A 24,844-nucleotide genomic window follows, 5' to 3' on the forward strand; every position below is an offset into this window, starting at 1 on the left:
ATGAACCTCCCGCATAAGGGCCTCTTTTAAGACTAAACGCACCCTTATAGGTAATGAACTTCCTGCATAAGGGTCTCTTTATCGACTAAATGCACCCTTATACGTAATGAATTTCCCACATAAGGGTCTCTTTAACGTTAAATGCACGCTATGCCTTGGGAAATTCACTCATGAGGGCTTATTAATTGGCATCTTCTCAATAAAGTCTATTTTTATATCCTTCTTCCAACCTCTCCTGTATATCGGCTTTTGAAGAACCTGGAATCCGGGCGTGTGCTGCCAAAATCTCTGCACCTGATGGCAAGTCAGAAGAGTCGGCCCAGCTTCCAGGCTCCCATAAGCCGGAGCGCTTCAACGCTTTTCCGCACTGTATATAGCATTCCTCTACTTCTACTACGATTCCAAGCAGCGGATTTTTCCCGCCGGCTTTCATCCTTTCCAACAGCTCTGGCTCGCGTGTCAAACTAGCCTTCCCATTCACTCTCAAGGATTCAGACATCCCAGGTATAAGAAATAACAGGCCCACCCTTGGATTGGATAAAATATTTTTCAATGAGTCCATTCTCTTGTTACCAGGACGGTCTGGAATCACAATTCGGTTTTTGTCCAGAACAAGTACAAATCCAGGTGCATCTCCCCTCGGGGAAGCGTCTGTGAAGCCTTTTTCGTCAGAGGTAGATAAAACAATAAACGGTGAATGGTGTATGTAGTTACGGCAATGTTCGTCTACGAAAGATATGACCTTCCGTTTGGCCAGCTCACTAGGCTCCCCGAACAATGACCTTAATTCTTCAAAGCTATTAATTACATAATTCATTAAATCATCTCCCGTTGTTAATTTTTCTTCATATTTTTCTAGGTCCATTATTAGGTACAGCAATAATGGACCTTGACGGACAATACAAGCCGAAATTGCCATTCACATCTCACGATAGGCGGATTTATTGGTATGTTATTAATTCCTGAAAAATCAAAGAAGAAAGCATCCACCATTATTCTCGCTTTTCTTCAGTGGTTTCTTGCTTGTATTCGGATCTTCGGTGTTGAGCATCTTTTTATCTGACGCTATAAACATACATATAGTTACAAGTTTCCTTAGTCTGGCACCAGTAGGAATGGATCAATTGGGGTTAATCGCACATGAGTCAAGTGCTGTTTAATCAATTGTTTCAAGCTTTCTGCTATTTTTCATTTATTTTGCAGTTCGTCCGAATTCAAGGTGGTTTTTCATGAGGATAAAAAAAACCGTAATGAGGATTCTCATTAATATTCATGGGTATATTAACTAACATCTAAGAAAAGCGCAAGCGCCTTGGTCAGCCCCGACAAGCGCTGGAGGGCCTGACAGTGAAGTCGTTATTTGACTTCATTGGCAGGACCGAAGCGACTCGAGGGGCTAGGCGCTGGAGCTGGACAATTCTCGAAGTAAAATTATATAAATTCTGATATTATAAAAAATACTTAGATGGAGGAATGAAATTGAACCTTTCGTTTAATAATCTGTTTAATAAAGCTAAAGCGACTTTAAATCATGCATATAGTCACGCTAAGGATACCCTTTATTCCATCACTGGGACCTCTTCAGCTTCTGTTCAGCAAATAGCTGATTTCGTGAAGAATCATCCTGATGCAACAGTTGAAAAGAAAGAATACCTGGGTGTGACTTTATCGTTTTATGAACTCGTACAGGATGAAATGAGCTACTATCTAGAGACAAAAAATGCAAAAGTTTTGCAGCTTGATGTCCATTCCCATAATCACACTGTTGTAGCTTACCGATCATACCGTGATCATTTATCAGTTAACACTCCCGTAAAATTCCCGAATTTACAGAATACCAAATAAGCAGGACGATCTTCTAATCCATGATACATCAAATAATAATTAAGGGTGTCCCAAAAGATATGGGACACCCTATTTTCAGTCCTTTATGTCATCCCGGACAGCTGGTCCCGGTCGTCAGCCATCGGAGGTTCCTCCAACCATGAGTTTTTGATCATGATATTGGCACCATCCTCTGCATAAAGCGCAATTTCAGGAATCAGCGAAGCATATTTCAGTCCAATATCCTTGCGCGGACTTGCTGCCATAGCGGCACCATAATTCCCGATACCTGCGGCGATCATTGCTGAGACATGGAATAATATAAGTTTATCTGAAAATACCTGTGTTGTACTGTCTGTTACAGCTGAATCCCAAAACATGGGTGCCGGGATGTCATTATTCTTAAGGATATCACTGAACAAATCGACATGTTTTTGAGCGATTTTCTTTCCTCTCTGCAGATATCCTTTGACCTCTTTGTCCTGAGCCACTTGGATGAATCCCATGATCAGTGCCTTTCCTATTTGGTTGGTTTGTACATTCATGAACAAATGCGTCATTTCTACTGAGGTAAGTGCCCGTCTCCTGCTTTTGATTCCCGAAAGGAATTTCTGTTTCTCAACAAAGTCAACTTTATCTGGGACTGAAATAAATGGTGGCCTTATGTATGTCCCTTGCTCCAGCATTGTCTCCCTAGTCAAATCCTGCAGTTCAATCGCTGATTTCAAGACACTTTTATGAAAACTAATCACATCTGGCCGCGTTCCGAGACCAATTGCCGCAGCATTTGCAGCCATTCCAAGGATAGACATATGCCTCAAATACATCATTACGAATGTATCGGAAAAAAGCCGTGGAGCATGGATATTGACATCTTTCTTTGTGAAACCAATTGGGCAGGGGAAATCTTCACGATCGAAGATCTCTTTTAAAAGAGAAATGTTTTTTTGTGATGCGCCAAGAGCAAACTCAGCGATTTCTTTTACCTTTTTGTCGTCTATGTTGTTCAAAAAATAACTCAAAACACAAATAGATACTGTATCATTTATATATTGCGTCCACAAACTAGACATTTCTGCCGCAGTCAGGCGGATTTTTGTCTTATCCTCCATTTTTACACCCCAATGCACTGATGATATCTTTATCTTTCCTTAACTGGCCGATATTTATTTAATAATTTACCTATGTTAAAGATGAATGATTAATTTTAAGCATTGCAGTTTGAATCTGACTGTAGCTGAAATCGATAATCATCAGAAAACATCCTATCAATTTTACAAAAAGATAGTAAAATAGAAGTATGATTCATATTTAGGAGTGAGAAAGCTGAGCGCAATTTTTTTATTAATCATTGCAGCTGTTGGACTATCACTGACAGCAAATTTATTAAGATTTCATGTAAGCGCTTTATTAAACCAACTGATTTTCTCTGCTGCATCATTGATCCTGGTTGAGACTGCTGTTTATTTATATGGAAGTAATCAATTAAGCTGGACTATTCTTTTATTTATCGCGACTGCGGGTTATTCTTTTAAATTAATCGGGGGTATAGTTGCGGCTCTTATTAGTGTTCTTATCGTTTATTTACATACAGGAGGCTTCCCCATGGAAGTTCTCCCCGTTTACTTGGTAATCGGGACGTGCGCCGGCTACATTTCGCAATATTTACTCAAGAAAAAGAAAGACCACCACCTCTGGATGTACATGCTCATGGAGCAATCTAAGCATCTACAGGTCTTTCGCGAAGTAAGCACAACGATGCAGGGGACTCTTCAGCAGGATTTGCTTTTAAAAGTGATCTTGACATCTGTAACCGCTGGCCATGGCCTTGGATTTAACAGAGCGATGATTTTTCTTGCCTCCAATGAAACTAAGTCCCTTAAGGGAATCGTTGGTGTCGGCCCTATGGATGTGAAGAAAGGCTATGAAGTTTGGGAAAAGATTTCAGAAGACAGACTAAAACTCAGTGATTTAATTGAACATAACTTTGACAGCAATTTTACCGACCCGGAGTTGAATGCTATTTTACGTTCATTGGATATACCAATTGATGAACATAACGTCTTTGGGTTAGCGTTATCAAGTCAAAAACCAGTTATTGTTAAGAACATCGCAAAAGAGGATATGTCACAGATTTTAATTAAAGACTTGTTCCAAACTGAGGAGTTTGCGGTGATCCCCTTGATTAACCAGGGTAAGAACATCGGTATCCTGCTGATTGATAATATTGTAAATAAGAGACCGATTACCTTGATGGATACTGAAAATATCCTTCCTCTGGCGAACCAGGCTGCGATAGCACTTGACCATGCTAACCTTTATGAGCAAATTGAGGAAATGGCTTTACGCGATGGATTGACAGGTCTTCTCAACCAACGGGCATTCCAGACAATTCTTAATGAACACTTCCCGGTTGAAGGAAATCGGAATAGTCCCCTTTCGTTAATCATCTTTGATATCGATTACTTTAAGGTGTTCAATGACAAAAACGGGCACCTGCTTGGGAATGAAGTGTTGATGAAGCTGGCAAGAGTCATTGTTAATTCATTAAGACCTGATGATTTTTCCTTCCGATTTGGCGGAGAAGAATTTGTAGTCCTATTGCCTGGCATCCATCTTGACCAAGCTGAAGTAATAGCGGAAACAATTCGCTCGAACGTAGAGAAAGCAAGCTTTCCTGGTGAAAATACACAGCCCAACGGCACATTAACCGTAAGTATCGGAATAGCCTGTACAGACCATTCGGAAATAACCACTAAAAATGAATTGATAGAAGCTGCTGACCAGGCACTATACAAAGCTAAAAGCGCAGGTAAAAATACGGTAGTTTCTTTTAAGGAGTTTGTGAACATTGATTGAACTGGCATTTATTCTAGCTGCCCTTTTCTTTTTCATGGCTTCCGCTTTGACAAGCAGGCCCTTATATAATCTTTCCCAAAGGCATTATTCCAACCGTGTTACTGCACATTATGGGTTCAAGGTATCCGAATTGCATTATTCCTATGACCAAATGATCTACTTTATTTCAATGCCAACTACTTTGCCGTATATTAAGAATGCGTTAAAAGAGGACCTGATAATTGAGCAGGATTATTCATCTTATTTTTTTCCCATTCTCAAAGGTATCAAAATATCTTTAAAACAGAATGGCGAAAATATGTACCTTGCCTATTTGCCTATTGGCAACTTCCGACTGCCCCATCTCGATAAGCTGCAGCAGGAAGGCACTATTGATGAGCAGACATATTTAAGAATAAGCACCAGTAAACTGCTTGATCCCAGCACATTGCAGGAAGTGCGCGAAGAGGTATATAAACAGCTTCAAGTGGGTCGCTATTAATTATGAAAGAGCCAGCATTGGATGCCGGCTCTTTTACTTTTCAACTTCAGCAGCAGTTCCCTTTTGCTTCACCAGGTCTATATATATCCACTTTTTTAATAAAGCAGCCCAAAGAATCATGAATAAATGAATTGAATTATTAATAATAAAATGGCGGAAATTTTTCTTGGCGATTTCAGCTTTCATGACTTTAACATCCATTAACTTAGCGAAACTAAAAGCCTGTAACATTCCTTTCCATCCTCTGTCATATTTAATGAACACTGCTGTTGCCATTGATAGAATAAATGAATAAATTGGTGCTGTTTTGAAGTGTTCTTTCCAGCTATGCCATCTTTCGATTCCAAATCTGAACTTTCTAAGTATTGATAAGGAGTACATTAGGTTAAGCCCATTTACCAGAATGCCAAGGAATAATGAGCCAAAATGAGAAATGGGTGTTCCATTTCGAAGTTCATTAAAGAAGTGTGGATGAAAAGGAGGGTGAAAAACGGTATATAATGTTTTTTGTTCCTGTTCATAGTGCTCCTTCCACCTTCCCTGATGAAATATCTCTATTAAGATTGACTGATTCAAATATTACTATCCAAAAGGAATGAACAGGAAAAGCCCAATCAAAAGATTGGGCCTGCCTCATCAATTTAATTTTCCAATAAAATTTAGCTCATTGGCTTCAGATATACTAGAAGGGTTTTCAAGAATTCTTTTCACATCGTTTAGTGTATACTCGAGTTTCACGTCCTCTCCCTTCTTGCCAGTGTACGCTTCCGCTACAAAGAAAGGCTGAGTCAAATATGCCTCTAATCTCTCCCCCTGCTGATAAATTTGCGACTCGACAGCTGGAAGGCGTTCGATGCCATGAACATTAACGATCGCCCGCAATTCCCTGTACCTGCGTAGAAGCTTTTGCGCTCTTTGTTGAATGCTATGGTGAACAGGGTCTAAATATGACCCTTCCAGGATGGAGGATGTTGAGTAGATTGGGTTGATTGCAGGATATTTATGGCGTGCTGCAAGGTCGGCATCGAATTGCCACAAAGTATCAAGGGGGCCATACGGAAGGTCTTCATCGACAGCCTCACCTTTCAAATCCATCAGGAATGTCGTTACACGATGGATTTCTTTGTCATCGAAAGTTTCCTGCAAGTTGAACATTTCACCTGATATCACATAGGATCTGTCGGCTGTAAGTATGTAATCTCTCTCTGTGCCTTCTTTTAAAATGACCTTATATGTCTCTTCGATATTGTTTGTTACGTAATCGACCTCATCCAGAATATCGTCAAGCTCTGGGTGATAACCCTTCGGTTTTATAAGAATTGTGACATACCCTACCCTTTTCAGTCGGTAAAGCATCTCGGCAAGTACAACTAATTGCCCCATTCCTGGTCGCGCAACGAGCCCAACAGTTTTGCCCTTTGCAATTGGCGCAAATAAGTCCAAAGTTTTAATCCCTGTTTTAATCATTTCTACACTCTCCCCTCTTAAAATCAGTTCATCCAAACTGCAACCAGCCAGCTCTGCCAGAGCGACTATCGTCCGTACCTCTGCTCTGCCGACCGGTATTTTGCCCGTAGACAAATTAGAAACGGTGGCCGGTCTCAATCCTACAGATTTAGCTGCAGATGTCAGGTTGGGCACCTTTTTTCTCAACAACGCAACATTAAGTCTAAGATTTTCCATAAATAGCACCTCCTTACTTTAGATAGTAAAATAAATTACTCTATATAGCAATAAATTTTACTCTAAAAAGTAATGATTAATTTTCTATAAAGGTGTTTATTGGTTCAAGCAGGGTAAAATAAGTGAATCAAAGAACATGAAAGGAGTTTCCAAATGATTCCTATTGGTGTATCAAATCGTCATATTCATTTAAAAAGAGAAGATTTAGATAAGCTTTTCGGTGAAGGATATCAGCTCACAACTGCTAAAAAACTTTCACAGCCAGGGGAATTTGCTGCGAATGAAACAGTAAGAGTCGTTGGTTCAAAAGGGGAATTTCCCGCAGTCAGGGTTCTTGGTCCGTTACGGAAGTTTACTCAGCTTGAAATTTCCAACACCGACTCCTTTTCCCTCGGGGTAAAAGCACCGTTAAGAGCTTCAGGGAATCTTGACGGCACTCCAGGCATAAAGCTTGTCGGCCCAAAAGGTGCACTGGAAATTCAGGAAGGTGTCATTGTGGCAGAACGTCATATTCATATGACACCAGGTGATGCCGCAAATTATAATGTCCAGGATGGAGACTATGTAAGTGTTAAGTCTGCAGGTGAAAGAAGCTTAATTTTCAATCAAGTACTCATAAGGGTGAAAGATTCCTACGCTCTTGATATGCACATTGATACCGATGAAGCTAACGCGGCTGGTCTGCGAACTGGTGACCATATTGAAATAATTAAATAAACTTGGCCGGACTGCATCATAAGCAGTCCGGCCAAATTCATTTAAACCATAGAGAACACCTACAGACAAAAAGTGGATTACTCCCATATTTCCTTAAGCGTTGCTCGAAACAAATCGTTAAGTTCTTTTGTAGGGTCGTCAAGTTTTTGACTTGCATATTTTGCATAACTGGCAAGCAGTTCAATTTCTTGTTCTATGAACTCATTAAGAATCAAGTTTTTCTCATTGGAATAATGTTCTCCGCTTTGTTTCTCCTCTAGTAAGTCCTTCACTTCCCTTTTTACTTGTGCGTTATTTAAAATGCTTAAAAGTTCCATGAATTCGACTGGTGGTATTTGCTTATGTAATTGTAACCATTTTACCGACAGGATTGACCGGAGAATATATAGATATACCTTTACCCTCCACTCCTTCTTCTTTTTAAGCCCAATGAAATTTCTTTTTGCCAGGTTTAGGTGATGGTTTATGTAAGGTACTTGCGAAATGACTGAGTCCTGCATCAACTTTAATTTTTCGGCCAGGCAAGCCTTATGGAGATACACATGTTTGGAATTCAGCCATTCGAGCAAGGAGGGATTAGACTTCCGAAAAAGCCTGAGAGTTTTAGTCAATTCCCAGCCTACGACATCCAATTTAGGATCGACCATAATAGAAAGCGGATCTTCTTTTGGTATTTCAATAACATCTTTCTGCTGATCAATCGATAAATACCAATCTTTTTTTTGAATGTAAATGAAGCGGATATCATAATCACTGTCTGGTGATGCAAATCCCATCGCTCGGCTCCCGGCGTCACATGCATAAAGTATTTTCACTTCGTACTCTTCTTCAATTTGATTTAATACTGTTATGATATGGTCCTTCATTTTCACATTTGCCCCTTTCATCACATACATTTAATAGTTTGCCATCAATCATAAAGGGTATATAAGAATATACTCAAATAAAGGAGGCCAAAATAATGAATGACAAGCAATCAAAAGGCGCATTTGACCAGGTTAAAGGTGAAGCCAAGAAGCAATTCGGCAAACTGACCGACAATGAATCTATGGAAGCAGAAGGCCGCCTTGATAAGGGAAAAGGAAAACTGAAAGAAACAGCTGGTGATATGCAAGAAGATGTATCACGTGCATTTAACGACTCGTCCAGAGATTAATAAGCGTTAATTTGAAAAGCCTTTGCTTATGACAGCAAGGGCTTTTTTGTATTTTAGTCAATATGATTTTTATTTTTCCCTTTAACAAATCGATAGGCCAAATACGCTACATATAGTGGAGTTGCGATATAAATTAAGTAAGGAAATTGGCTGTAGGTCCCTTTCCAAATGACGAACAGTAAAGAACCAAGGAATATTGTCACGATTGTTCCATACTTAGGGAGCGGTACTTCCTTGAAGCTTGGAATCCTGATTCTGCTTACCATGAGAAAGCTCAGTGCCGTAAAGACAACTGTAGTAACGATATTCGGAATCAAGTCACCAAATAAAGTGAGGATGGCCATAATTCCGCCAGCTGCAGTAATAGGCACCCCAATAAAATAATTAAGCGATGATTTATCAGTACTGATATTGAACCGCGCCAGGCGATAAGCTCCGAATAACGGGAATAATCCCGCTACCATCAAGCCCAATAGTCCAAATTGGTAAAAGTATGTATAATAAACCAGGAACGATGGTGCTACACCAAATGTGACGATATCCGCCAGTGAATCAAGTTCCTTTCCCAGCTGGCTGTCCGCTTTCAGCATCCTCGCCAGCCTTCCGTCCATGCTGTCCAACATCATGCCGATTAAAATTAAAATGGCTGCATTGTTAAATTGGCCATTAGCCGCAAATCCAATTGATAGAAAACCGCAATATAAATTCCCAAGTGTGAACATATTAGGAATCATTTTTGTAAACCGCATCAGTTGTCATCACTCTCCGAACTTTTCTAATTCTGCTTATGCCTATTTTTACCCCGGTCAACTAATAATCATGTTTATTTTATTATAGAATCGCCGAAAATATAGTTTAACTATATCATTTTTTCTCATTCTGAGTAGAGGTTAACCTGAAAAAATCTTATCTGGAATCAAAAGAGTGTATCTCAATGGAAGTAATTTGTCAAAAAGACTTTTAAAATGATTCATCAAATTGTATACTAATTTGGGGCTGGTGAATTATGATCAATAAGAACTTGCGTAAACTAAAATTTCTTCTTATAAAGTTATTTAGAATAAAAGAGAACGCACATAATGTATCTCTAGGGTTTACCCTTGGTTTCTTAATCCACTTCATCCCATCATTTGGCATGGGGCCTATAATTTCGACCGTAGGTGCCAAACTCTTCAAAGGGAATCCTATAGCCGGTTTCATTAGCGGTGTAGCACTCATCTGGCTTTTCCCATTCTTATTTTATTTGAATGTCGTAGTCGGTGAAACTCTTTTCCCTTATGGTATCTTTCCCTCGGCAGCGGGTATGCCCTCTCATGGTTTAGATGCCGGGATCCATTTAGGTGAAGTTTTTTTCATAGGCATGATCATTAATATCATCCTTTTCGGGATGGTTGTATACTACCTCATTTATACTATCATGAGAAAATACCGATTAAGCTTCCTTACTATAGTGAAAAAATGGGAAATTAAAAAATAAGGAATGAAAAAAGCAATGCGCTGTTTCCATTCCTTATTTTTTGTCCTAGTTGACTTCAAGGAATTCTATTATTTCTTTATCTGGACCCAAATAGAAGATCGTCTTCCAACCATTGTCCAATGTATATGGACCCTCAAAAGAATGAAATTCTCTCTCACTCATTTCCTTCATTTTTTCATCAAGATTTTCCACCTCTAAGCAAAAATGAGTCCTTTCACCAATCTCTCCATCTGACTTTACCTGAGATAATTCAAGCCTAAAACCATTCTTCTCCAAAAAAATCATTTCTTCATTTTCAAAGTGGATTTTGCAGCTTACATTAAAACCAAGAATGACCTCATAAAAAGTTCTTGAAGCTGTCAAATCGCTTACTTCAAGTCCAAAATGATGTAATCTCATTCTCCTCTTCCTTCTTTCATCGAGATGATCAGATTTATATCACCAAATTCGTGCCAAAGATATTTTTGTTCAATCGCGATATTATAAGCTTCTACGAGCTTGTTCTCATCAACGAAGGCAGCCAGCATATCCAAGTGACTTGCTTTCGGTTCATGAAACCCTGTTATAATCCCATCAACGATCTGTAGCTCATAATCCGATGTGATATACAGATTCGTCCATCCTTGAGTAGTTGAATTACTGGCTGCCGTTTCAAGTGCGCGAACAACAGTAGTTCCGGCTGCGATGACCTTCGCTCCAAGATCTTTGGCTTTTACTATTGCCTCCATATCTTCCTGGCGAATAGAATATTCTTCGAAGTGTTCTTCTGGTGAATGGGCAAATTCATCATCGAGTAAATAACTAAGACCGGTATGAAGCTGCAAAAATACCAATTTAACTCCTTTTTGCTTCAGCTTTAACAAGAGTTCCCAGCTGAAAGCCCGACCGGCTGATGGCATCTCAACAGATCCTGGCTGACTTGCAAAAACAGTCTGGTAATAATCGAGTTTCCACGGGTGATGAATATATTCATATCTTATTGGTTCACCCATTGAGTAGATTTCATCGTAAAAATCTTTACCTCTCAGATTGAACTGGATCATCTTTAGTGGTGAATTAAATACTTCGCCAATTACATTCGCCTCTAAGGATTCGGAGAATTTTATGCAATCTCCTGATTGTACATTTGTTGCAACGATTAATACTTCCCATTCCGAGTCATTCTTCTTCCTGGCAAGCCGCACTTCCAAGTTCGTGCCGATCACCTCTCCATTTCTAAGCCATGTTCCTTTGAGAATTGCCGGGATTGTTCTGCTATTATTCAACACAAGTATATCCCCTGAATCGAAATATTTTTCTATTTGAATAAATCGATCGTGCATAACATTACCCGTTACTCTGTCCAACACCATCATCTTCACCTGATCTCTGCGCAGTCCTCTCCTTTCTGGCGGGCTTGAGGCGTTAAGAGAAGAAGGCAGAGAAAAATCATGAGTGTGCACCTTTGTTTCCATCTGCATCATCTCACCTCCCGACTAAACTCTTGAGCCTGGAATCGTTGTCCATTGACTCCTTTTGATTCTTCCGAGGCAAGGAAAAGAAAGACTTCGACAACATCCTCTGGTTTGGCTAACTCATAATCACAATCCGGTACTGCAAGAGAATGCATTTTTGTATCCATCTCCCCAGGATCCACCATATTCATTCTAATATTTGTAGCGTTAAGTTCGTCTGCCCAGATCTCTGTCATCCCCTCGACAGCAAATTTGGAAATTCCATAAGCTCCCCAGCCTGCATAACCGACATGGCCAGCTTCTGAAGTTACGTTTATTATTGATCCTTCACCCTGTATAAGCATCGCTGGTAGTACCCTTCTTGTTATCAGGAACGGGCTGATGCCGTTCACCCTGATGACTTCAGCGAAGTCATCCTCAGGATAATCCAACAGTAGTGGCATTGGACTTGGTCCCAGAACTGAAGCGTTATTGATCAGGACATCAATTCTTCCGAAAGTTTCTAGTGTCAGGGCAACAAATTTTTCGGCTTCTCGCGGTACCGATACATCAGCTGTTATTGCCAGCACCTCTGCCCCATAGGATTCCGCTTCTTTTTTTACTGCATCAAGTTCATTTTCCCTTCGAGCGCAAACAGCCAGCTTCGAACCTTCCTTTGCAAACCTTAGCATCAATGCTTTCCCTAATCCCTGTGATACACCTGTAATCATTACAACTTTATTTTTTATCACGTTCAACTTCCTCCTTAGTTTTCTTCTTGTATTTATCTTAAGATTTTGAAGAAAACCGCACCTCATCGAGAAGCTTGATATTTTCTACGACTTTAGTCTGAAGGATATAAGCTTTACGAAGTTGATAAAAAAATAAAAGGCTGCTAATGGCAGCCTTTTTAAAAGATTAATCCTGAATCAGGTATACAATTGCTTCATACGGCTTTAATAAAATGGCAGATCCGTAACCTGTGTTTGCTTCATAATTTGAAATCAATACTTCATGTTTCTTGCCTTGCAGGTCCGCCGGAACATCAAAGCTCTGATTCTCATTTGTAAAATTCAATAAGACAAGTAATTTCTGCGATTCCAGTGTTCTTGTATAAACATATATACTCTCATCCTCAGGAATTAGGATATCATAGCGGCCATGGACAATGACCGGGTGCTCTTTTCGAAGCTGGATTAGCTTTCGATAATAGTGGTAAATGGAATTTTCATCTTCCACAGCCTGCTTGGCATTAATGGCTGTATAGTTTGGATTTACCTGAAGCCACGGGGTACCAGTCGTAAATCCTCCATGATCACTATCGTCCCATTGGAAAGGAGTACGGGCATTGTCGCGTCCTTTTACATAGATTGACTCCATCACCTTTACAGGATTTTCTCCATTTTGATTCACTTTCTCGTTGTACATATTAAGGGTCTCAATATCCTTGTAATCTTCGATGGATTCAAATCGTACATCTGTCATCCCGATTTCTTCACCTTGATAAATATAAGGTGTTCCTTTTAGCATATGAAGGAAAGTCCCAAGCATTTTCGCTGACTCCACACGGTATTCCTTATCGTCACCGAATCGCGATACCATCCTTGGCTGGTCATGATTATTGAGATAAAGGCTATTCCAGCCAATATCTTCAAGACCCTTTTGCCATTTTGTGAAGTTGTTTTTTAAATCGGTTAGCTTCAGAGGTTTAAGGTCCCATTTCCCTCCAGGACCTGAGTCCAGGTCGACGTGCTCGAATTGGAATACCATATTCAATTCATTTCTGGATTCATCGGTATAAAGCTTAGCTTCCTCTACATTGGCACCAGGCATCTCACCAACAGTCATTACATCATATTGAGCAAGTGCTTCCCTATGCATTTCCTGCAGGTAATCATGAATTTTAGGTCCATTCATAAAGTATCTGCTTCCGGAAACGTATTTTTTCCCTTCTGGATTTGGCGCGTCAGGGAGGCCATCTACTTTCGAAATGAAGTTGATCACATCCATCCTGAATCCATCAATGCCTTTGTCCAGCCAGAATTTCATCATCTCATAGACTTCCTGGCGAAGTTTTGGGTTTTCCCAGTTCAAATCCGGTTGTTTTTTACTGAAAATATGCAGATAGTACTCACCGGTATTCTCATCCAATTGCCAGGCCGAACCGCTGAATGTTGACTGCCAGTTATTCGGTTCTTTCCCATCCTTGCCAGGCCTCCATACGTAGTAGTCACGATAAGGATTATCTTTCGATTTTCTAGACTCAACAAACCACTGGTGTTCATCAGAACTATGGTTAACGACAAGGTCCATGATCAGCTTCATTCCTCTGTCATGCATTTCTTTTAATAGAAGCTCCCAGTCTGCCATCGTTCCGAAATCATCCATGATTTCACGATAATCACTGATATCATAACCATTATCATCATTTGGAGACTTGTATACTGGCGAGAGCCAAATAACATCTACACCCAGGTCTTTTAAATAGTCAAGCTTCGAGATAATCCCGGGAATATCGCCGATCCCATCGCCATTGGAATCCATGAAGCTCCTCGGATATATTTGATAAATGACTGATTCTTTCCACCAATGCTTTTTCAAAAAAATCACTCCAATTAATTTCTTTTTGTAAAGGACCTCTTCTTTATAAAGTGTTGCACACTCTTTCCCGATTCATAAAATCTTTCCCCTGCTCTAAGATAAATAAGGATATTTGAATGAGTCAAAAAACGATAACCAAAATAATTGTCTTAGTAAACGTTTACGTATCATGTAAGATTAACTTTTTTCACACTTTCCCGTTCCACAACAGAGTGAGACATAATCCTGCTTTCAACTCTTCTTCCTTGATTCATCATCATAAATAGCATTTCTGCTGCAACAAAACCCATTTCTTCCAAGGGCTGCGCTACTGTTGTAAGCGGCGGAATTGCCATCTCTGCGATCGGCAGATTATCATATCCGATTATGGAAAGGTCCTCAGGTATTTTTATGCCAAGCCTATAAGCAGCCGATATCGCTCCAAGGGCCAATGCATCGCTGGCGGCAAATATAGCTGTCAAATCCGGGGATTGTTCAAGGAGTTTTGGTAAACCGGTCAAACCATCATTAAATGAAAATCCATTTGAATGGATTATATTTTCATCTTTAATGGCGAGTCCTCTTTGAACTAACGCTTGCTTAAAGCCGTCTATTCGCGGCTGGCCAGCTATTACGTCATCTTTATTTCCACTAATCATTCCGATTTTACAATGCCCCATTTTTACCAAATAATCAGTCGCCGTGAAAGCGGCATGCTTATCATCAACTTTCACGTAAGGCAAAGGATATTGATAGGATTCAGTCGAGATAAGGACAACTGGTATCTGCATAGACTCCAGCTTGTTATAATACTCTTCAGTTATCATTTCACTAACAAACAGGATACCGTCCACTCTTTTTTCTGATAAAAGCCGTAAATACTTCATCGTTCTCTGTCCATGTGAAGCCGTATTACAGACAATCACGCTCGAATCATTACGATGGGCCGCTTCTTCAACACCTCGAAGGATTTTGGAAGAAAATTGGCTTGAAACTTCCGGAAATAGGATTCCTAAAGTATTGGATTTATTACTGATTAAACCACGGGCAAATGCATTTGGCTGATAGCCTAGTTCTTTTATCGCCAGATGGACCTTCTCTTCTGTTACTTTTGAATATCCGCCCTGACCATTGAGGACCCTTGATACAGTAGCAATCGAGACACTCGCATGTTTTGCTACGTCTTTTATGGTATAACTCATTACTACCAATCCTTTACGTAAACGTTTACGCTCCAAATTAATAATAGTATGATTTCAACTTAATATCAACCTTGTTTCGAATAAAAGTTGAATGAAGGGTGGTTCTATTTAAAGGAAAACTTGAAGGCCAGAACCTTCAAGTTTACTTTAGTTATTACTCTGATTTTCTTTCACTTTTGCTGGCATTGGTCTTTCATCTGTGGTCATCCGGGATAATACATCACTGTCAAACTTATTGCGATCTTCCCCTATACCTGCCAAAGTATTAGCCGTTGGCAGCTGTTCAAGTTCTTTTCCTCTAGGCAATGCAGACACCTCCTGTTTCTTTAAGATTCCTCTTTTCTTTATAACTTACACACACCAGATATTCCTTAAAGGTATTTGGAGGTCATTTGGTGAATTAATTAATAACTACATTGGTAAGGGTGATTATATTGAAAATAGGATTGATACGTCATTTTAAAGTGACATTAGGTTACCCAAACAAGCTCGTCACCTCCCAGGAGCTTCTTACTTGGCAACAGGAGTATAATGAATCCAATATTGAGGAGGTTACTATCAATCATCAAGGACAGAAGTGGAGCAAATGTTACTCAAGCGATTTAGAGAGAGCGAAAATTACTGCGTCCAGGGCTTTTGAGGGAAATATTACTTTTTTAGAGGACCTTCGGGAGATGTCGCTTTACCCTGTCATCCATACTGAAATGCGCCTGCCTCTTTGGCTTCACGTTACCTTGATAAGGCTTGCCTGGTTCTTAGGGCACAAATCGCAAAAGGAAAGTAAAAAAGAAGTTCTTTCACGCATAAACAGAGTTTTAGATGAGGCATTAGTTCAGGGTGAAGATATTTTGATTGTCGGCCATGGTGGGATTATGATGTTCATGAGGAAGGAATTGCTCAAAAGAGGATTCTCAGGCCCGAAATTCAGCAGACCTGAAAATGCAAAAGTATATATTTTCGAAAAAAATAACTAAAGGCGCTCAGATTGAAGCGTCCTCTCTTATAATTGAATACATTTTTACGTCATAATGGGCACCTTTGATAAAAATGAATTTTCTTAAAATGCCCTCAAAGTTCATTCCGGCTTTTTCCATAACTCGCTCTGAACCTTTGTTTGCAACAAGGGCTTTTGCCTGAATCCTTACTAATTTCATTTCTTTCATTCCGAATCTTATCAACTCTTTAGCTGCTTCTGTAGCGATTCCTCTCCCCCAGTAGTCCATGGAAAGCGCATAACCTATTTCCGCAGTCTTATGTTGTGGCTGCCAGGAAACAAAGTCAACGGTGCCAATAAGTTTATTATCCTCTTTATAGTGGATGCCCCAAGGAGCAATCTTCCCTTCTTCATAAAGAGCAAGAATCATTTTCACATATTCCTCAGTTGCCGCTCTTGTTTTATGCGCTTCCCAGAAGACATATTTTGATACCTCAGGATTGGATGCATAAGTATGTATATCATCAATATCCTCCAGACTGATTTTCCTTAAAATCAGGCGCTCTGTTTCTAGCTGAGGCAGATTTTCATAAATATCTTCAATTCTCAATTTTAGTCACTCCAGACATTGCATTTATAAGGGTGGTTTCGTAAAGGTTGTTGTTAAAGCCCTAAGCCGATTTTAACGTGTCAACATGAATGAATTGAATCGGTAATGGAAAAAGTAACGACGAGTCATTCACAACAGGAGGTACTATAATGGAGAATACCCACGAATTTGTTCAGAAGCTTCATGATAAGCAGAAGAAAGACGAACAAAATAGAAAGAGGCAAGGAAAAGAAAATCCAAGCGACAAACTCCCAAATAAACAACATTAAAATTAAAAGCGTAAGCGCCTTGATCAGCCCCGACAAGCACTGCCCGCCTAAAACGCCACGTCCTGTGGCTGGCGGGTCTAGTACATCGTGTGCCACGGAGGGCCTGACAGTGAAGTCGTTCTTTGACTTTATTGGGCGGCCTGAAGTGTCTCGAGGGGCTAGGCGCTGGAGCTGGACACTAATCTTAGTTCGAAAATCAAACTAACTTTAAAGTAAATAAAAGCGCAAGCACTGCTTGGACACTAAATAGACCGCAGATATGCGGTCTATTTTAGTGTGCGCTACCTGCCCCTGCGGTTTCTTGAACCGCTGCTTTTTGTTGTTCGGCCTCCAGGTGAGCTGGAGTTGCGTCTCTCTCTTCCAGCTCTTTCCTGATTAGGTTTTTCTGAAGTAATCCTTCTGGTTCTTTCGTCACGTGCACCGGTTGAAGGGTTTGACATTCTTCCACCACCTGAACGAGGGGAAGTTGATAGCTGTCCTTCAGAATAGCTTCTTCGTCCACGCTTTGATGATGGCTGTTCTCTATCTCTGTGGTCCGGGCCATCGTAACGTGCTTCACGTCGATCTTCTGTCCGTCTCCGAGAAACTGGTTCTTTTCCTATCTTTTCGCCCCTGTGGTCTCTTTCGGGTTTGCTATCGTCTCGTCTTCTGGATCTGGTATTCTTTCCTTTATAATCACCGGATCTCTGCTTGTTTTTATTACTGGCATTATATTCACCGGTTTGGGATTCACCTTTTTTGGCATTGCCCATGTTTTTCTTTTCGATTCTTATATTGAGCTCTGTTTCAATCTGATCCAACATTGGTCTATCTTTTGGCGAATAAAACGTTACTGCTAACCCCTCACTTCCTGCCCTGCCCGTTCGGCCGATTCGATGGATGTAGCTTTCTGTATCAAGAGGGATGTCATAATTAAAAACATGTGTGACACCTTCAACATCAAGCCCCCTTGCCGCAACATCAGTAGCAATCAGATATTGAATTTTTGCATCACGGAACTTTTTCATGACCTGTTCCCTTTTTGCCTGCGAAAGATCACCATGAAGTTCATCACAATTAATATTATTTGCTTTCAAAGCATCATTCAACTTACTTACTCTTCTTTTCGTCCTGCAAAAAATCACACCTAAAAATGGCTGATACAGTCTAAGTGATTCAATTAAATCATTCTGTTTTGCCCTGTCTGTTGTGCTAATGGCAATTTGCTCAATGTTTTTCAGCGGAGACTGAGTTTTCTCAACCTGGATGTATTCAGGCTTGTACATATGTTGTTTAGCCAACCTTTTGATTTCGTCCGGCATTGTCGCAGAAAAGAGTAAGGTTTGCCTTGTTTTTGGTGTCTGCTTGATTATTTCTTCAACCTCGTTCAAGAAACCGATATGAAGCATTTGATCTGCTTCATCAAGTACAAGAAAAGCTGCTTTGGAAAAATCAACTGTTTCCCTGCGGATATGGTCAAGCAATCTTCCGGGAGTTCCGATGACAATATGGATATTTTTCTTAAGCTTTTTAAGCTGTGATTCGACATCCTGCCCTCCATATACAGCAAGAACATTTATTCCATCTTTCCCCTCAAGCAGCTTATTAACTTCATGGGTAATCTGCAACGCAAGTTCTCTTGTAGGTGTAACGATTAATGCCTGTATATGTGATTTTTCAATATCAATTTTCTCCAGGATCGGCAGCACGAAAGCAAAGGTTTTCCCTGTACCCGTCTGTGATTGTGCAATGACATCCTTGCCATTGAGCAATAACGGTATTGCTTTCGTCTGAATTGGTGTAGGCTCGGTAATTCCCTGTTGGTTTAGTGTTTCTGCAAGCTGTTCTGAAATACCTAAAGATCTAAAGTGATTCAAATTCAATCCCTGCTTTCTATAATAGGCTGGATTATACCAACCATCCTTCTAATTATTGCTTTTTAAGCAAGAAAATATCAAGTGCAATTATTAATTCATATAGTTAATTATGACCTCGGAAAAATCCAGATAGTCATTCTTTCCATGAGATTCATTGCATCGGTAATGAGCTTGGCTTTTCTATAGAAATTCATCATTTGAAAATTAATTTCCAGAAAATTATTGTAGCTTGTCCTTTTTAGGGTCAGGCTCTTTCTGTTTGGGTAAAATAATAATATGTGGATTTTCATATTTGGCTGTGGTACGATTTATTAATTGAAGAATAGGAAGTGATTATAAGTGATTAAGATTGAACTGCCAGCACCAGACGTAGTCATTACACGAAGCAAACAATTAGGAGAAAAGGTTGAAGCGGTTATCAGCAGTGAATATGGTTTTACGGATTACCATCGGATTCCAAGGGATAAAGGCGGAATCATCATGTTTTTCGACGCAGACGATGAATTGATGTTTGTGGGGAAAGCGCGTAAGCTTAGACCTCGCGTAAAAAAACATTTCGAGGATAATGTTTCCCCTATTAAGAACCATCGTCATGAAGTCAACAAGATAGCTGTCATTACCGTGGTAGATCCTATCGACAGAGAAATCTATGAAACCTATGCAATCAACGTACTTAAAGCCAAGTACAATATTGATAAGGTATTTTATAAATAAAAGAGCCTGAATTCCAGGCTCTTTTATTTACTTAAACCACCCTTTTTCCTTTGATTGGGTGATTGCTTCAATTCTGTTGGTTACTTGAAGCTTATCTAAGATCGTTGAGATATAATTTCTTACTGTGCCTGTCGTTAAACTTAGCTGTCCCGCGATTTCCTTTGTATTTTTCCCATCTGCCACCAGCTCAAGCACTTCCATTTCACGTTCAGTCAGCGGATTTTCTTCGCTGTATACATCGTCCATGAGTTCTGGTGCGTATACGCGTCTCCCGCTCATTACACTGCGAATCGAGCTCGCAAGCTCCTCAGATGGGCTATCCTTTAGCAGATACCCACTCACACCAGCTTTCAGCGCACGCTGAAAATATCCTGAACGCGCAAACGTTGTAAGAATAATAACCTTGCATCCCAGCCCTTTCAATTCTTCAGCCGCTTCCAGTCCTGTTTTTCCAGGCATTTCAATATCCATCACACAGATATCCGGTTTTAGCTCCTTAGCAAGCGCGACAGCTTCCTCTCCATTGCTTGCCTTTCCCACGACTTCCATATCATCCTCAAGACTCAGCAGAGAGCCTAATGCCCCCAACAGCATACGCTGGTCCTCTGCAATCACAATGCGAATCATATCAGGTCCTCCCCGCCCGTTTGTTTTAATACTTTAGGAATCTTAATCAACAGCGTCGTACCGTCCTTAGAAAATATATCGAGGGTGCCATTCACGAACTCGAGACGTTCTCTCATGCCATGAAGTCCACTGCCTTTATACAGGTCCTCATCTGTTATATCCCCGACCCCATTATCGCTTACTTCCGCAACTAGCTCCTTCTCTGTTTGCTTTATGGAGATGCTGCAGGTTGATGCCTTACTATGCTTTACTACGTTCGTAACTGCCTCTTTTAAACACATGCTAAGGATATTCTCTGACAACAAGGACACGTTGTTGAGATTAAATTCCTCTTCATCACCGATAAACTTGATCTCAGCAGCTTTTAACATTTGGCTGACATGTATCAGTTCGTCGCGGACCCGGATCCCTCTCATTTCGGCAACCATTTTTCTTACTTCATTCAGTGCGGTTCTCGCCGTTTGCTGGACATCCTTCAATTCTTCTTTTGCCAGTTCTGGATCTTTATTGATTAATTTCCGTGCTAAGTCACTTTTGAGCCCGATCAGGGATAGTTTTTGACCGAGAGTATCATGTAGATCACGGGCAATCCTCTGTCGTTCCTCTATTTTAACAAGATCTGAAATCCGCTTGTTCGCATCCTCAAGCTTCTCTTCCAGTTCTCCTCTTTCATTTCTGTTATGGATACTAAACGGAAGCAGGATGACACCGATCCATACAATCACAATGATTGGCAGCTGTTTGATGAAAAAATCTTCCTTCAGGACAATTTCAAAGTTAATGACGATAGATGTCCCTATTAGATGGATGAAATAAAGAACAAGGAATGGAAGCCGGTCTTTGATATTTCCAATAAAATATGCAATAAAAAACGCGAAATATATGTAACTGAAAAGACTTGTCGATGCTATGGAAATTCCGATCAATATACAAGTCCATAGATATACTGTCCAGCCTTTTGAGACAAAGGCCACCCAGTATACGAGAAAGAACAATAGGGTCAGGATGATGCCGACCACTTTGCTGATTGTTGTTGGCATCTGCCATATGAAGTAAAAAGGCAATATAGCAAGGATTGTCCAAATGTATGGTGAAATGCCGGTACTTCTAAGCGAATTGAGAAAATTTTTAATCATATCAGAACCTCTGCTTTTAAACATTTATACGTTTATTTTACCATATGAAAAATTTGTCAGCTCATAAAAAATCACTCCCCTTATTCCAGAAGTAGTGCATCCAGGAATAAGGGGAGCTGAGATTAAAGTTCAGGCTTCGTCTGAGCCGTCATTTTACTGTTTTGCTTATATGCTTTCATTTCCTTAAAGCTGATAAACTGCTTATTCCGTTCATCCCACAAACGGAACTTCAGGGATGTTAAGCTTGTAGAAAGTGTTATTGTCGGCACATTTTGCAAAGGCTTTGTGTTTTTGTGGACCTCTTCAAGCTTATAATTTGGAACCCTTGGGCTTAAATGATGAACATGGTGATAGCCGATGTTGCCAGTAATCCACTGTAGCACTTTAGGCAGCTGATAAAAAGAACTTCCTTCCACCGCAGCTCTTACGTATTCCCAATCCTTATCAGCTTCGAAATAAGAATCTTCGAATGTATGCTGTACATAAAATAGCCAAATGCCGAACATTCCTGCAATGAAGAAGATTGGACCTTCAACCATTATGAATGCCTTCCAGCCAATTGCCCAAATCATAAGACCAGCAATTCCGAAAATCAACACATTCGTTAAATAAGTGTTCAGGCGCTCCTTCATCCTTGCACCTTTCCGGTTAAAACGGTTTGTGATCAAAACGATATAAATCGGTCCCAGAACAAACATCACCAACGGATTGCGGTACATTCTATATGCAAGCTTCTTCCACATTGGAGCATCCATATATTCGTCAACTGTCAATACCCAGATGTCGCCTGTCCCGCGCTTGTCCAAGTTGCTGCTCGTTGCGTGATGAACAGAATGTTCATGTCCCCATTGGCTATACGGGAACAATGTCAAAACTCCCGTCAGTGTACCAATCACTTTGTTTGCTGTACGATTTTTAAAGAATGAATGATGCGTACAGTCATGGAAGATAATGAAGATCCTGATCATGAAACCAGCTGCAAGAACAGCGATTCCAAGAGTCAACAAATAGGAAATCTCAAGGCTTTTGTAGGCCAGAAACCATAAAACCAAAAATGGAATGACCGTATTGATTATTTGTATGATACTATCTTTAATGTTAGAGCTTTCATAAGGGGCGACCTGTTTTCTAAGTTCTTTTGCGTTGTGAGTTGCCATCTTGATATTAATTCCCCTTTCGGATTTGTTAGTTAACCAAATTATAAACAAGGGAAATGATTCTGTGCAGTAGCAGGTGTCATGCATGACACATGATAAATGTCATGTTTCGTTAGAATCCTTCCTTAAAACCTTGTTATATCAAGGTTCTTTCATTGGTACCAGGTAATAATATTTGTTGATATTTTTTTAAAAAGGGCTAAATTAGTAATACCATTGCTAAAAATTCGAAACCTCCTTTATCTGCTGAAACTTATTTTTCATCTGAAAAATTACCCGACTTATCCAATATCAAACACAAAATTAGAGTTCACACTAAATATTTTTGCTGTTTGGCATAAAATCCTTTGTCTTTTCTGTTCTGATTGAATATTCATCCAGCCACTCAAAATATATGCCTTCATTACAAGACTTCCCTAAGATCTCTTGTGCAACGGGAGGATAGGGATTACTCCTTATATGAAGTGTCAGTTTATTTAGCACCTTGCTGTAATCCATTGACTCACATTTGGTCATCCACATAAGAATCGTTTCACTCTTCAATGTTACAAGCGGATAAACTTTTTCAATAAGATTGAGGACTTTGAGCGCTTCTATCTTCGTCATATGCATGCTCCTTTTCTTGGAAAATCCACAGTATTAGATTTTTTCCATGAATGCTAGAAAGATACATATGTTTATGTTCAAAATAATTTTTTAACTGTAATATAGTAAAAAAGACAGTTAAGAAGGTGAAACAATATTGAAAACAGCCATTGTAACTGGCTCCTCAGGCGGATTTGGTGAATTGATCGCCATCGAGTTGGCAAAATCAGGTTTTCAGGTGATCGCAACAATGCGAAACCTCAATAAAAAAGAAAACTTGCTGCAACTAGCAGCCGCTGAAAATGTGACAGATAAGATTACTGTTTTTCCATTGGATGTTACGATGCAAGAATCAATCGAGAAATTTAAAGTGTTTGTGCAATCCCTTGTTTCTGTAAATGTGCTCGTCAACAATGCGGGATATGCTCAGGGTGGGTTTTCTGAGGAATTGACAGTGGATGAATATCGAAGTCAATTTGAAACGAACTTCTTTGGCGTTATCGCTGTCACGCAGGCTGTCCTCCCTGCCATGCGCAGGCAGGGGTCGGGTAAAATCATCAATATGAGCAGCATCAGCGGCAGATTTGGATTCCCCGGATTGTCTCCCTACGTTTCTTCTAAACATGCCCTTGAAGGATACAGCGAAAGTTTAAGGCTAGAGTTAAAACCTTTTGGAATAGATGTAGTCCTTATCGAACCGGGTTCTTACAAAACAAACATCTGGCAAAGCATCGAAAACGTATCACTGCCAAATGATTCACCATATGAATTGCTGAAGGATTCGATAATGGAAACATTAACAGCCGGGCAAGATTCTTACGGAGATCCACTCGACGTTGCCAGGCTAGCAGCGTCAATTGCTTCAAATGAAAGCACACCAAAACTGAGGTACCCTATTGGAAAAGGAGTCAAGACCATGCTTCAATTAAAGAACTATCTCCCCTGGAAAACAATCGAAAGAATCGTATTGAAAAAACTAAAGTTATAATGTGCCAACCGAAAAAAATCATATTTTGACTGGGTCTGCTCTGTATAAAGAGTTCTTAGGATCCGATATACAAATTCATCTTAATTGTATCCTTATATGATTTGGTAACCCTGCATAAGGGTATGATTCAAGCTTAATTGTACCCTAATATGTTCCGGTAACCCTGCATAAGGGTATGATTCAAGCTTAATTGTACCCTTATTTGGACCAAGAACCCTGCATAAGGGTACGATTCTACCTTAATTGTACCCTTATATGGACCAAAAACCCTGCATAAGGGTACGATTCTACCTTAATTGTACCCTTATATGGACCAGGAACCCTTTATAAGGGTACGATTCTACCTTTAATTGCACCCTTATATGGACCAAAAACCCTGCATAAGGGTACGATTCTGCCCTCGAAGCCCCTACACAAATTTAAATTTTTCTTTCCCCACTCCGCTCTTTTCTTTTGAAAAGAGTTTTTTATTTTGCCGTTTTCATTCCCAGACTGAGGGGATTGTGCAACCAACAATTTAAAAAAATCGTCTTACAAAAAAAGGTTTTTTTACCAC

Annotated in this window: 28 protein-coding genes; 10 read left to right on the forward strand and 18 right to left on the reverse strand. The window is 40.0% G+C overall.

The window, feature by feature from the left end:
* Positions 1-196 precede the first annotated feature (196 nt).
* Positions 197-817 (reverse strand): pyridoxamine 5'-phosphate oxidase family protein, encoded by a 621-nt coding sequence (locus J7E32_RS05615; RefSeq protein ID WP_214904854.1) that lies wholly within the window; start codon positions 815-817, stop codon positions 197-199.
* 662 nt (positions 818-1,479) lie between these two features.
* On the opposite strand from J7E32_RS05615, the gene J7E32_RS05620 reads away from it, so the two are divergent.
* Positions 1,480-1,845: a hypothetical protein gene (locus J7E32_RS05620; RefSeq protein WP_214904857.1), complete on the forward strand. Its 366-nt coding sequence runs from the start codon at positions 1,480-1,482 to the stop codon at positions 1,843-1,845.
* Between the two features lie 83 nt (positions 1,846-1,928).
* Here the strand turns inward: J7E32_RS05620 and J7E32_RS05625 are convergent, their stop codons facing one another.
* The gene (locus J7E32_RS05625) at positions 1,929-2,936 is read right to left on the reverse strand and encodes a DUF3231 family protein (protein WP_214904860.1); all 1,008 of its coding nucleotides are present in this window, start codon (positions 2,934-2,936) and stop codon (positions 1,929-1,931) included.
* A gap of 205 nt (positions 2,937-3,141) precedes the next feature.
* Here J7E32_RS05625 and J7E32_RS05630 point away from each other — a divergent pair, with 205 nt between their 5' ends.
* Positions 3,142-4,683, forward strand: coding sequence for a GGDEF domain-containing protein (locus tag J7E32_RS05630; RefSeq protein ID WP_214904863.1), 1,542 nt, complete (start codon positions 3,142-3,144; stop codon positions 4,681-4,683).
* Positions 4,676-5,164 carry a hypothetical protein gene (locus J7E32_RS05635; RefSeq protein ID WP_214904866.1) on the forward strand — a complete coding sequence of 163 codons (489 nt, stop codon included), beginning with the start codon at positions 4,676-4,678 and terminating at the stop codon, positions 5,162-5,164. Before J7E32_RS05630 ends, J7E32_RS05635 begins: the two co-directional genes overlap by 8 nt.
* 33 nt (positions 5,165-5,197) lie before the next feature.
* On the opposite strand, the gene J7E32_RS05640 is transcribed toward J7E32_RS05635, so the two are convergent.
* Positions 5,198-5,740, reverse strand: a complete 543-nt coding sequence (locus tag J7E32_RS05640) for a hypothetical protein (RefSeq protein WP_214904867.1) — start codon at positions 5,738-5,740, stop codon at positions 5,198-5,200.
* Between the two features lie 60 nt (positions 5,741-5,800).
* Positions 5,801-6,847 (reverse strand): ATP synthase beta subunit C-terminal domain-containing protein, encoded by a 1,047-nt coding sequence (locus tag J7E32_RS05645; RefSeq protein WP_214904869.1) that lies wholly within the window; start codon positions 6,845-6,847, stop codon positions 5,801-5,803.
* 153 nt (positions 6,848-7,000) lie between these two features.
* Between J7E32_RS05645 and pduL the strand changes: the two genes are divergently transcribed.
* On the forward strand, positions 7,001-7,564 hold the full coding sequence (gene pduL / locus J7E32_RS05650) for a phosphate propanoyltransferase (RefSeq protein WP_214904870.1): 564 nt from the start codon (positions 7,001-7,003) through the stop codon (positions 7,562-7,564).
* Positions 7,565-7,641: 77 nt separating this feature from the next.
* Here the strand turns inward: pduL and J7E32_RS05655 are convergent, their stop codons facing one another.
* Positions 7,642-8,430 (reverse strand): nucleotidyltransferase domain-containing protein, encoded by a 789-nt coding sequence (locus J7E32_RS05655; RefSeq protein WP_214904872.1) that lies wholly within the window; start codon positions 8,428-8,430, stop codon positions 7,642-7,644.
* Positions 8,431-8,525: 95 nt separating this feature from the next.
* Between J7E32_RS05655 and J7E32_RS05660 the strand changes: the two genes are divergently transcribed.
* The gene (locus J7E32_RS05660; protein WP_214904874.1) at positions 8,526-8,720 is read left to right on the forward strand and encodes a CsbD family protein; all 195 of its coding nucleotides are present in this window, start codon (positions 8,526-8,528) and stop codon (positions 8,718-8,720) included.
* Between the two features lie 53 nt (positions 8,721-8,773).
* On the opposite strand, the gene pssA is transcribed toward J7E32_RS05660, so the two are convergent.
* Complete coding sequence (gene pssA, locus J7E32_RS05665; RefSeq protein WP_214904876.1) at positions 8,774-9,469, reverse strand: CDP-diacylglycerol--serine O-phosphatidyltransferase; 696 nt, start codon at positions 9,467-9,469, stop codon at positions 8,774-8,776.
* A gap of 257 nt (positions 9,470-9,726) precedes the next feature.
* Here pssA and J7E32_RS05670 point away from each other — a divergent pair, with 257 nt between their 5' ends.
* A complete protein-coding gene (locus tag J7E32_RS05670; protein ID WP_214904879.1) occupies positions 9,727-10,197 on the forward strand; it encodes a DUF2062 domain-containing protein in 471 nt (156 codons plus the stop codon).
* A gap of 45 nt (positions 10,198-10,242) precedes the next feature.
* Here the strand turns inward: J7E32_RS05670 and J7E32_RS05675 are convergent, their stop codons facing one another.
* The 6 genes from J7E32_RS05675 to J7E32_RS05700 all read right to left on the reverse strand — a co-directional run bounded on the left by J7E32_RS05675 (position 10,243) and on the right by J7E32_RS05700 (position 15,718).
* A complete protein-coding gene (locus tag J7E32_RS05675; RefSeq protein WP_214904882.1) occupies positions 10,243-10,596 on the reverse strand; it encodes a VOC family protein in 354 nt (117 codons plus the stop codon).
* Complete coding sequence (locus tag J7E32_RS05680) at positions 10,593-11,660, reverse strand: S-adenosylmethionine:tRNA ribosyltransferase-isomerase (RefSeq protein ID WP_286182752.1); 1,068 nt, start codon at positions 11,658-11,660, stop codon at positions 10,593-10,595. Before J7E32_RS05680 ends, J7E32_RS05675 begins: the two co-directional genes overlap by 4 nt.
* Entirely contained in the window at positions 11,657-12,382 is a 726-nt protein-coding gene (locus J7E32_RS05685) for an SDR family NAD(P)-dependent oxidoreductase (protein WP_353654017.1), read from the reverse strand. Before J7E32_RS05685 ends, J7E32_RS05680 begins: the two co-directional genes overlap by 4 nt.
* A gap of 166 nt (positions 12,383-12,548) precedes the next feature.
* Entirely contained in the window at positions 12,549-14,231 is a 1,683-nt protein-coding gene (locus J7E32_RS05690; protein ID WP_214904887.1) for a glycoside hydrolase family 13 protein, read from the reverse strand.
* Between the two features lie 167 nt (positions 14,232-14,398).
* On the reverse strand, positions 14,399-15,448 hold the full coding sequence (locus tag J7E32_RS05695) for a LacI family DNA-binding transcriptional regulator (protein WP_353654018.1): 1,050 nt from the start codon (positions 15,446-15,448) through the stop codon (positions 14,399-14,401).
* A 111-nt stretch (positions 15,449-15,559) separates the two neighbouring features.
* Positions 15,560-15,718, reverse strand: a complete 159-nt coding sequence (locus tag J7E32_RS05700; protein WP_214904890.1) for a hypothetical protein — start codon at positions 15,716-15,718, stop codon at positions 15,560-15,562.
* A 128-nt stretch (positions 15,719-15,846) separates the two neighbouring features.
* Here J7E32_RS05700 and J7E32_RS05705 point away from each other — a divergent pair, with 128 nt between their 5' ends.
* Complete coding sequence (locus J7E32_RS05705) at positions 15,847-16,386, forward strand: histidine phosphatase family protein (protein ID WP_214904892.1); 540 nt, start codon at positions 15,847-15,849, stop codon at positions 16,384-16,386.
* Positions 16,387-16,392: 6 nt separating this feature from the next.
* On the opposite strand, the gene J7E32_RS05710 is transcribed toward J7E32_RS05705, so the two are convergent.
* Positions 16,393-16,956, reverse strand: coding sequence for a GNAT family N-acetyltransferase (locus J7E32_RS05710; RefSeq protein ID WP_214904895.1), 564 nt, complete (start codon positions 16,954-16,956; stop codon positions 16,393-16,395).
* A gap of 149 nt (positions 16,957-17,105) precedes the next feature.
* Here J7E32_RS05710 and J7E32_RS05715 point away from each other — a divergent pair, with 149 nt between their 5' ends.
* On the forward strand, positions 17,106-17,225 hold the full coding sequence (locus J7E32_RS05715; protein ID WP_192471571.1) for a DUF4023 domain-containing protein: 120 nt from the start codon (positions 17,106-17,108) through the stop codon (positions 17,223-17,225).
* A 281-nt stretch (positions 17,226-17,506) separates the two neighbouring features.
* On the opposite strand, the gene J7E32_RS05720 is transcribed toward J7E32_RS05715, so the two are convergent.
* Positions 17,507-19,081 (reverse strand): DEAD/DEAH box helicase, encoded by a 1,575-nt coding sequence (locus J7E32_RS05720; RefSeq protein WP_214904897.1) that lies wholly within the window; start codon positions 19,079-19,081, stop codon positions 17,507-17,509.
* A gap of 339 nt (positions 19,082-19,420) precedes the next feature.
* Here J7E32_RS05720 and J7E32_RS05725 point away from each other — a divergent pair, with 339 nt between their 5' ends.
* On the forward strand, positions 19,421-19,795 hold the full coding sequence (locus J7E32_RS05725; protein WP_023614140.1) for a nucleotide excision repair endonuclease: 375 nt from the start codon (positions 19,421-19,423) through the stop codon (positions 19,793-19,795).
* Positions 19,796-19,822: 27 nt separating this feature from the next.
* Here J7E32_RS05725 and J7E32_RS05730 read toward each other — a convergent pair whose 3' ends face one another.
* The 4 genes from J7E32_RS05730 to J7E32_RS05745 all read right to left on the reverse strand — a co-directional run bounded on the left by J7E32_RS05730 (position 19,823) and on the right by J7E32_RS05745 (position 23,321).
* Positions 19,823-20,422 (reverse strand): response regulator transcription factor, encoded by a 600-nt coding sequence (locus tag J7E32_RS05730; protein WP_214904900.1) that lies wholly within the window; start codon positions 20,420-20,422, stop codon positions 19,823-19,825.
* Positions 20,419-21,558: a sensor histidine kinase gene (locus J7E32_RS05735; protein ID WP_214904902.1), complete on the reverse strand. Its 1,140-nt coding sequence runs from the start codon at positions 21,556-21,558 to the stop codon at positions 20,419-20,421. Before J7E32_RS05735 ends, J7E32_RS05730 begins: the two co-directional genes overlap by 4 nt.
* 122 nt (positions 21,559-21,680) lie before the next feature.
* Positions 21,681-22,715, reverse strand: a complete 1,035-nt coding sequence (gene desA / locus J7E32_RS05740) for a Delta(5) desaturase DesA (RefSeq protein ID WP_214904904.1) — start codon at positions 22,713-22,715, stop codon at positions 21,681-21,683.
* A 315-nt stretch (positions 22,716-23,030) separates the two neighbouring features.
* A complete protein-coding gene (locus J7E32_RS05745; RefSeq protein WP_214904907.1) occupies positions 23,031-23,321 on the reverse strand; it encodes a hypothetical protein in 291 nt (96 codons plus the stop codon).
* A 133-nt stretch (positions 23,322-23,454) separates the two neighbouring features.
* On the opposite strand from J7E32_RS05745, the gene J7E32_RS05750 reads away from it, so the two are divergent.
* Positions 23,455-24,288: an SDR family oxidoreductase gene (locus J7E32_RS05750; RefSeq protein WP_214905043.1), complete on the forward strand. Its 834-nt coding sequence runs from the start codon at positions 23,455-23,457 to the stop codon at positions 24,286-24,288.
* Positions 24,289-24,844 lie beyond the last annotated feature (556 nt).

The sequence above is a fragment of the Bacillus sp. ISL-55 genome (assembly GCF_018613155.1).
Classification (GTDB): domain Bacteria; phylum Bacillota; class Bacilli; order Bacillales; family Cytobacillaceae; genus Mesobacillus.

What these genes read in the sequence shown, in the direction of transcription:
- J7E32_RS05680 (WP_286182752.1), bottom strand. Translation starts at nt 11,660, where the DNA reads ATGATGCAGATGGAAACAAAGGTGCACACTCATGATTTTTCTCTGCCT.
- pduL (WP_214904870.1), top strand. Translation starts at nt 7,001, where the DNA reads ATGATTCCTATTGGTGTATCAAATCGTCATATTCATTTAAAAAGAGAA.
- J7E32_RS05655 (WP_214904872.1), bottom strand. Translation starts at nt 8,430, where the DNA reads ATGAAGGACCATATCATAACAGTATTAAATCAAATTGAAGAAGAGTAC.
- J7E32_RS05670 (WP_214904879.1), top strand. Translation starts at nt 9,727, where the DNA reads ATGATCAATAAGAACTTGCGTAAACTAAAATTTCTTCTTATAAAGTTA.
- pssA (WP_214904876.1), bottom strand. Translation starts at nt 9,469, where the DNA reads ATGCGGTTTACAAAAATGATTCCTAATATGTTCACACTTGGGAATTTA.
- J7E32_RS05730 (WP_214904900.1), bottom strand. Translation starts at nt 20,422, where the DNA reads ATGATTCGCATTGTGATTGCAGAGGACCAGCGTATGCTGTTGGGGGCA.
- J7E32_RS05715 (WP_192471571.1), top strand. Translation starts at nt 17,106, where the DNA reads ATGGAGAATACCCACGAATTTGTTCAGAAGCTTCATGATAAGCAGAAG.
- J7E32_RS05745 (WP_214904907.1), bottom strand. Translation starts at nt 23,321, where the DNA reads ATGACGAAGATAGAAGCGCTCAAAGTCCTCAATCTTATTGAAAAAGTT.
- desA (WP_214904904.1), bottom strand. Translation starts at nt 22,715, where the DNA reads ATGGCAACTCACAACGCAAAAGAACTTAGAAAACAGGTCGCCCCTTAT.
- J7E32_RS05645 (WP_214904869.1), bottom strand. Translation starts at nt 6,847, where the DNA reads ATGGAAAATCTTAGACTTAATGTTGCGTTGTTGAGAAAAAAGGTGCCC.
- J7E32_RS05675 (WP_214904882.1), bottom strand. Translation starts at nt 10,596, where the DNA reads ATGAGATTACATCATTTTGGACTTGAAGTAAGCGATTTGACAGCTTCA.
- J7E32_RS05660 (WP_214904874.1), top strand. Translation starts at nt 8,526, where the DNA reads ATGAATGACAAGCAATCAAAAGGCGCATTTGACCAGGTTAAAGGTGAA.
- J7E32_RS05735 (WP_214904902.1), bottom strand. Translation starts at nt 21,558, where the DNA reads ATGATTAAAAATTTTCTCAATTCGCTTAGAAGTACCGGCATTTCACCA.
- J7E32_RS05625 (WP_214904860.1), bottom strand. Translation starts at nt 2,936, where the DNA reads ATGGAGGATAAGACAAAAATCCGCCTGACTGCGGCAGAAATGTCTAGT.
- J7E32_RS05615 (WP_214904854.1), bottom strand. Translation starts at nt 817, where the DNA reads ATGAATTATGTAATTAATAGCTTTGAAGAATTAAGGTCATTGTTCGGG.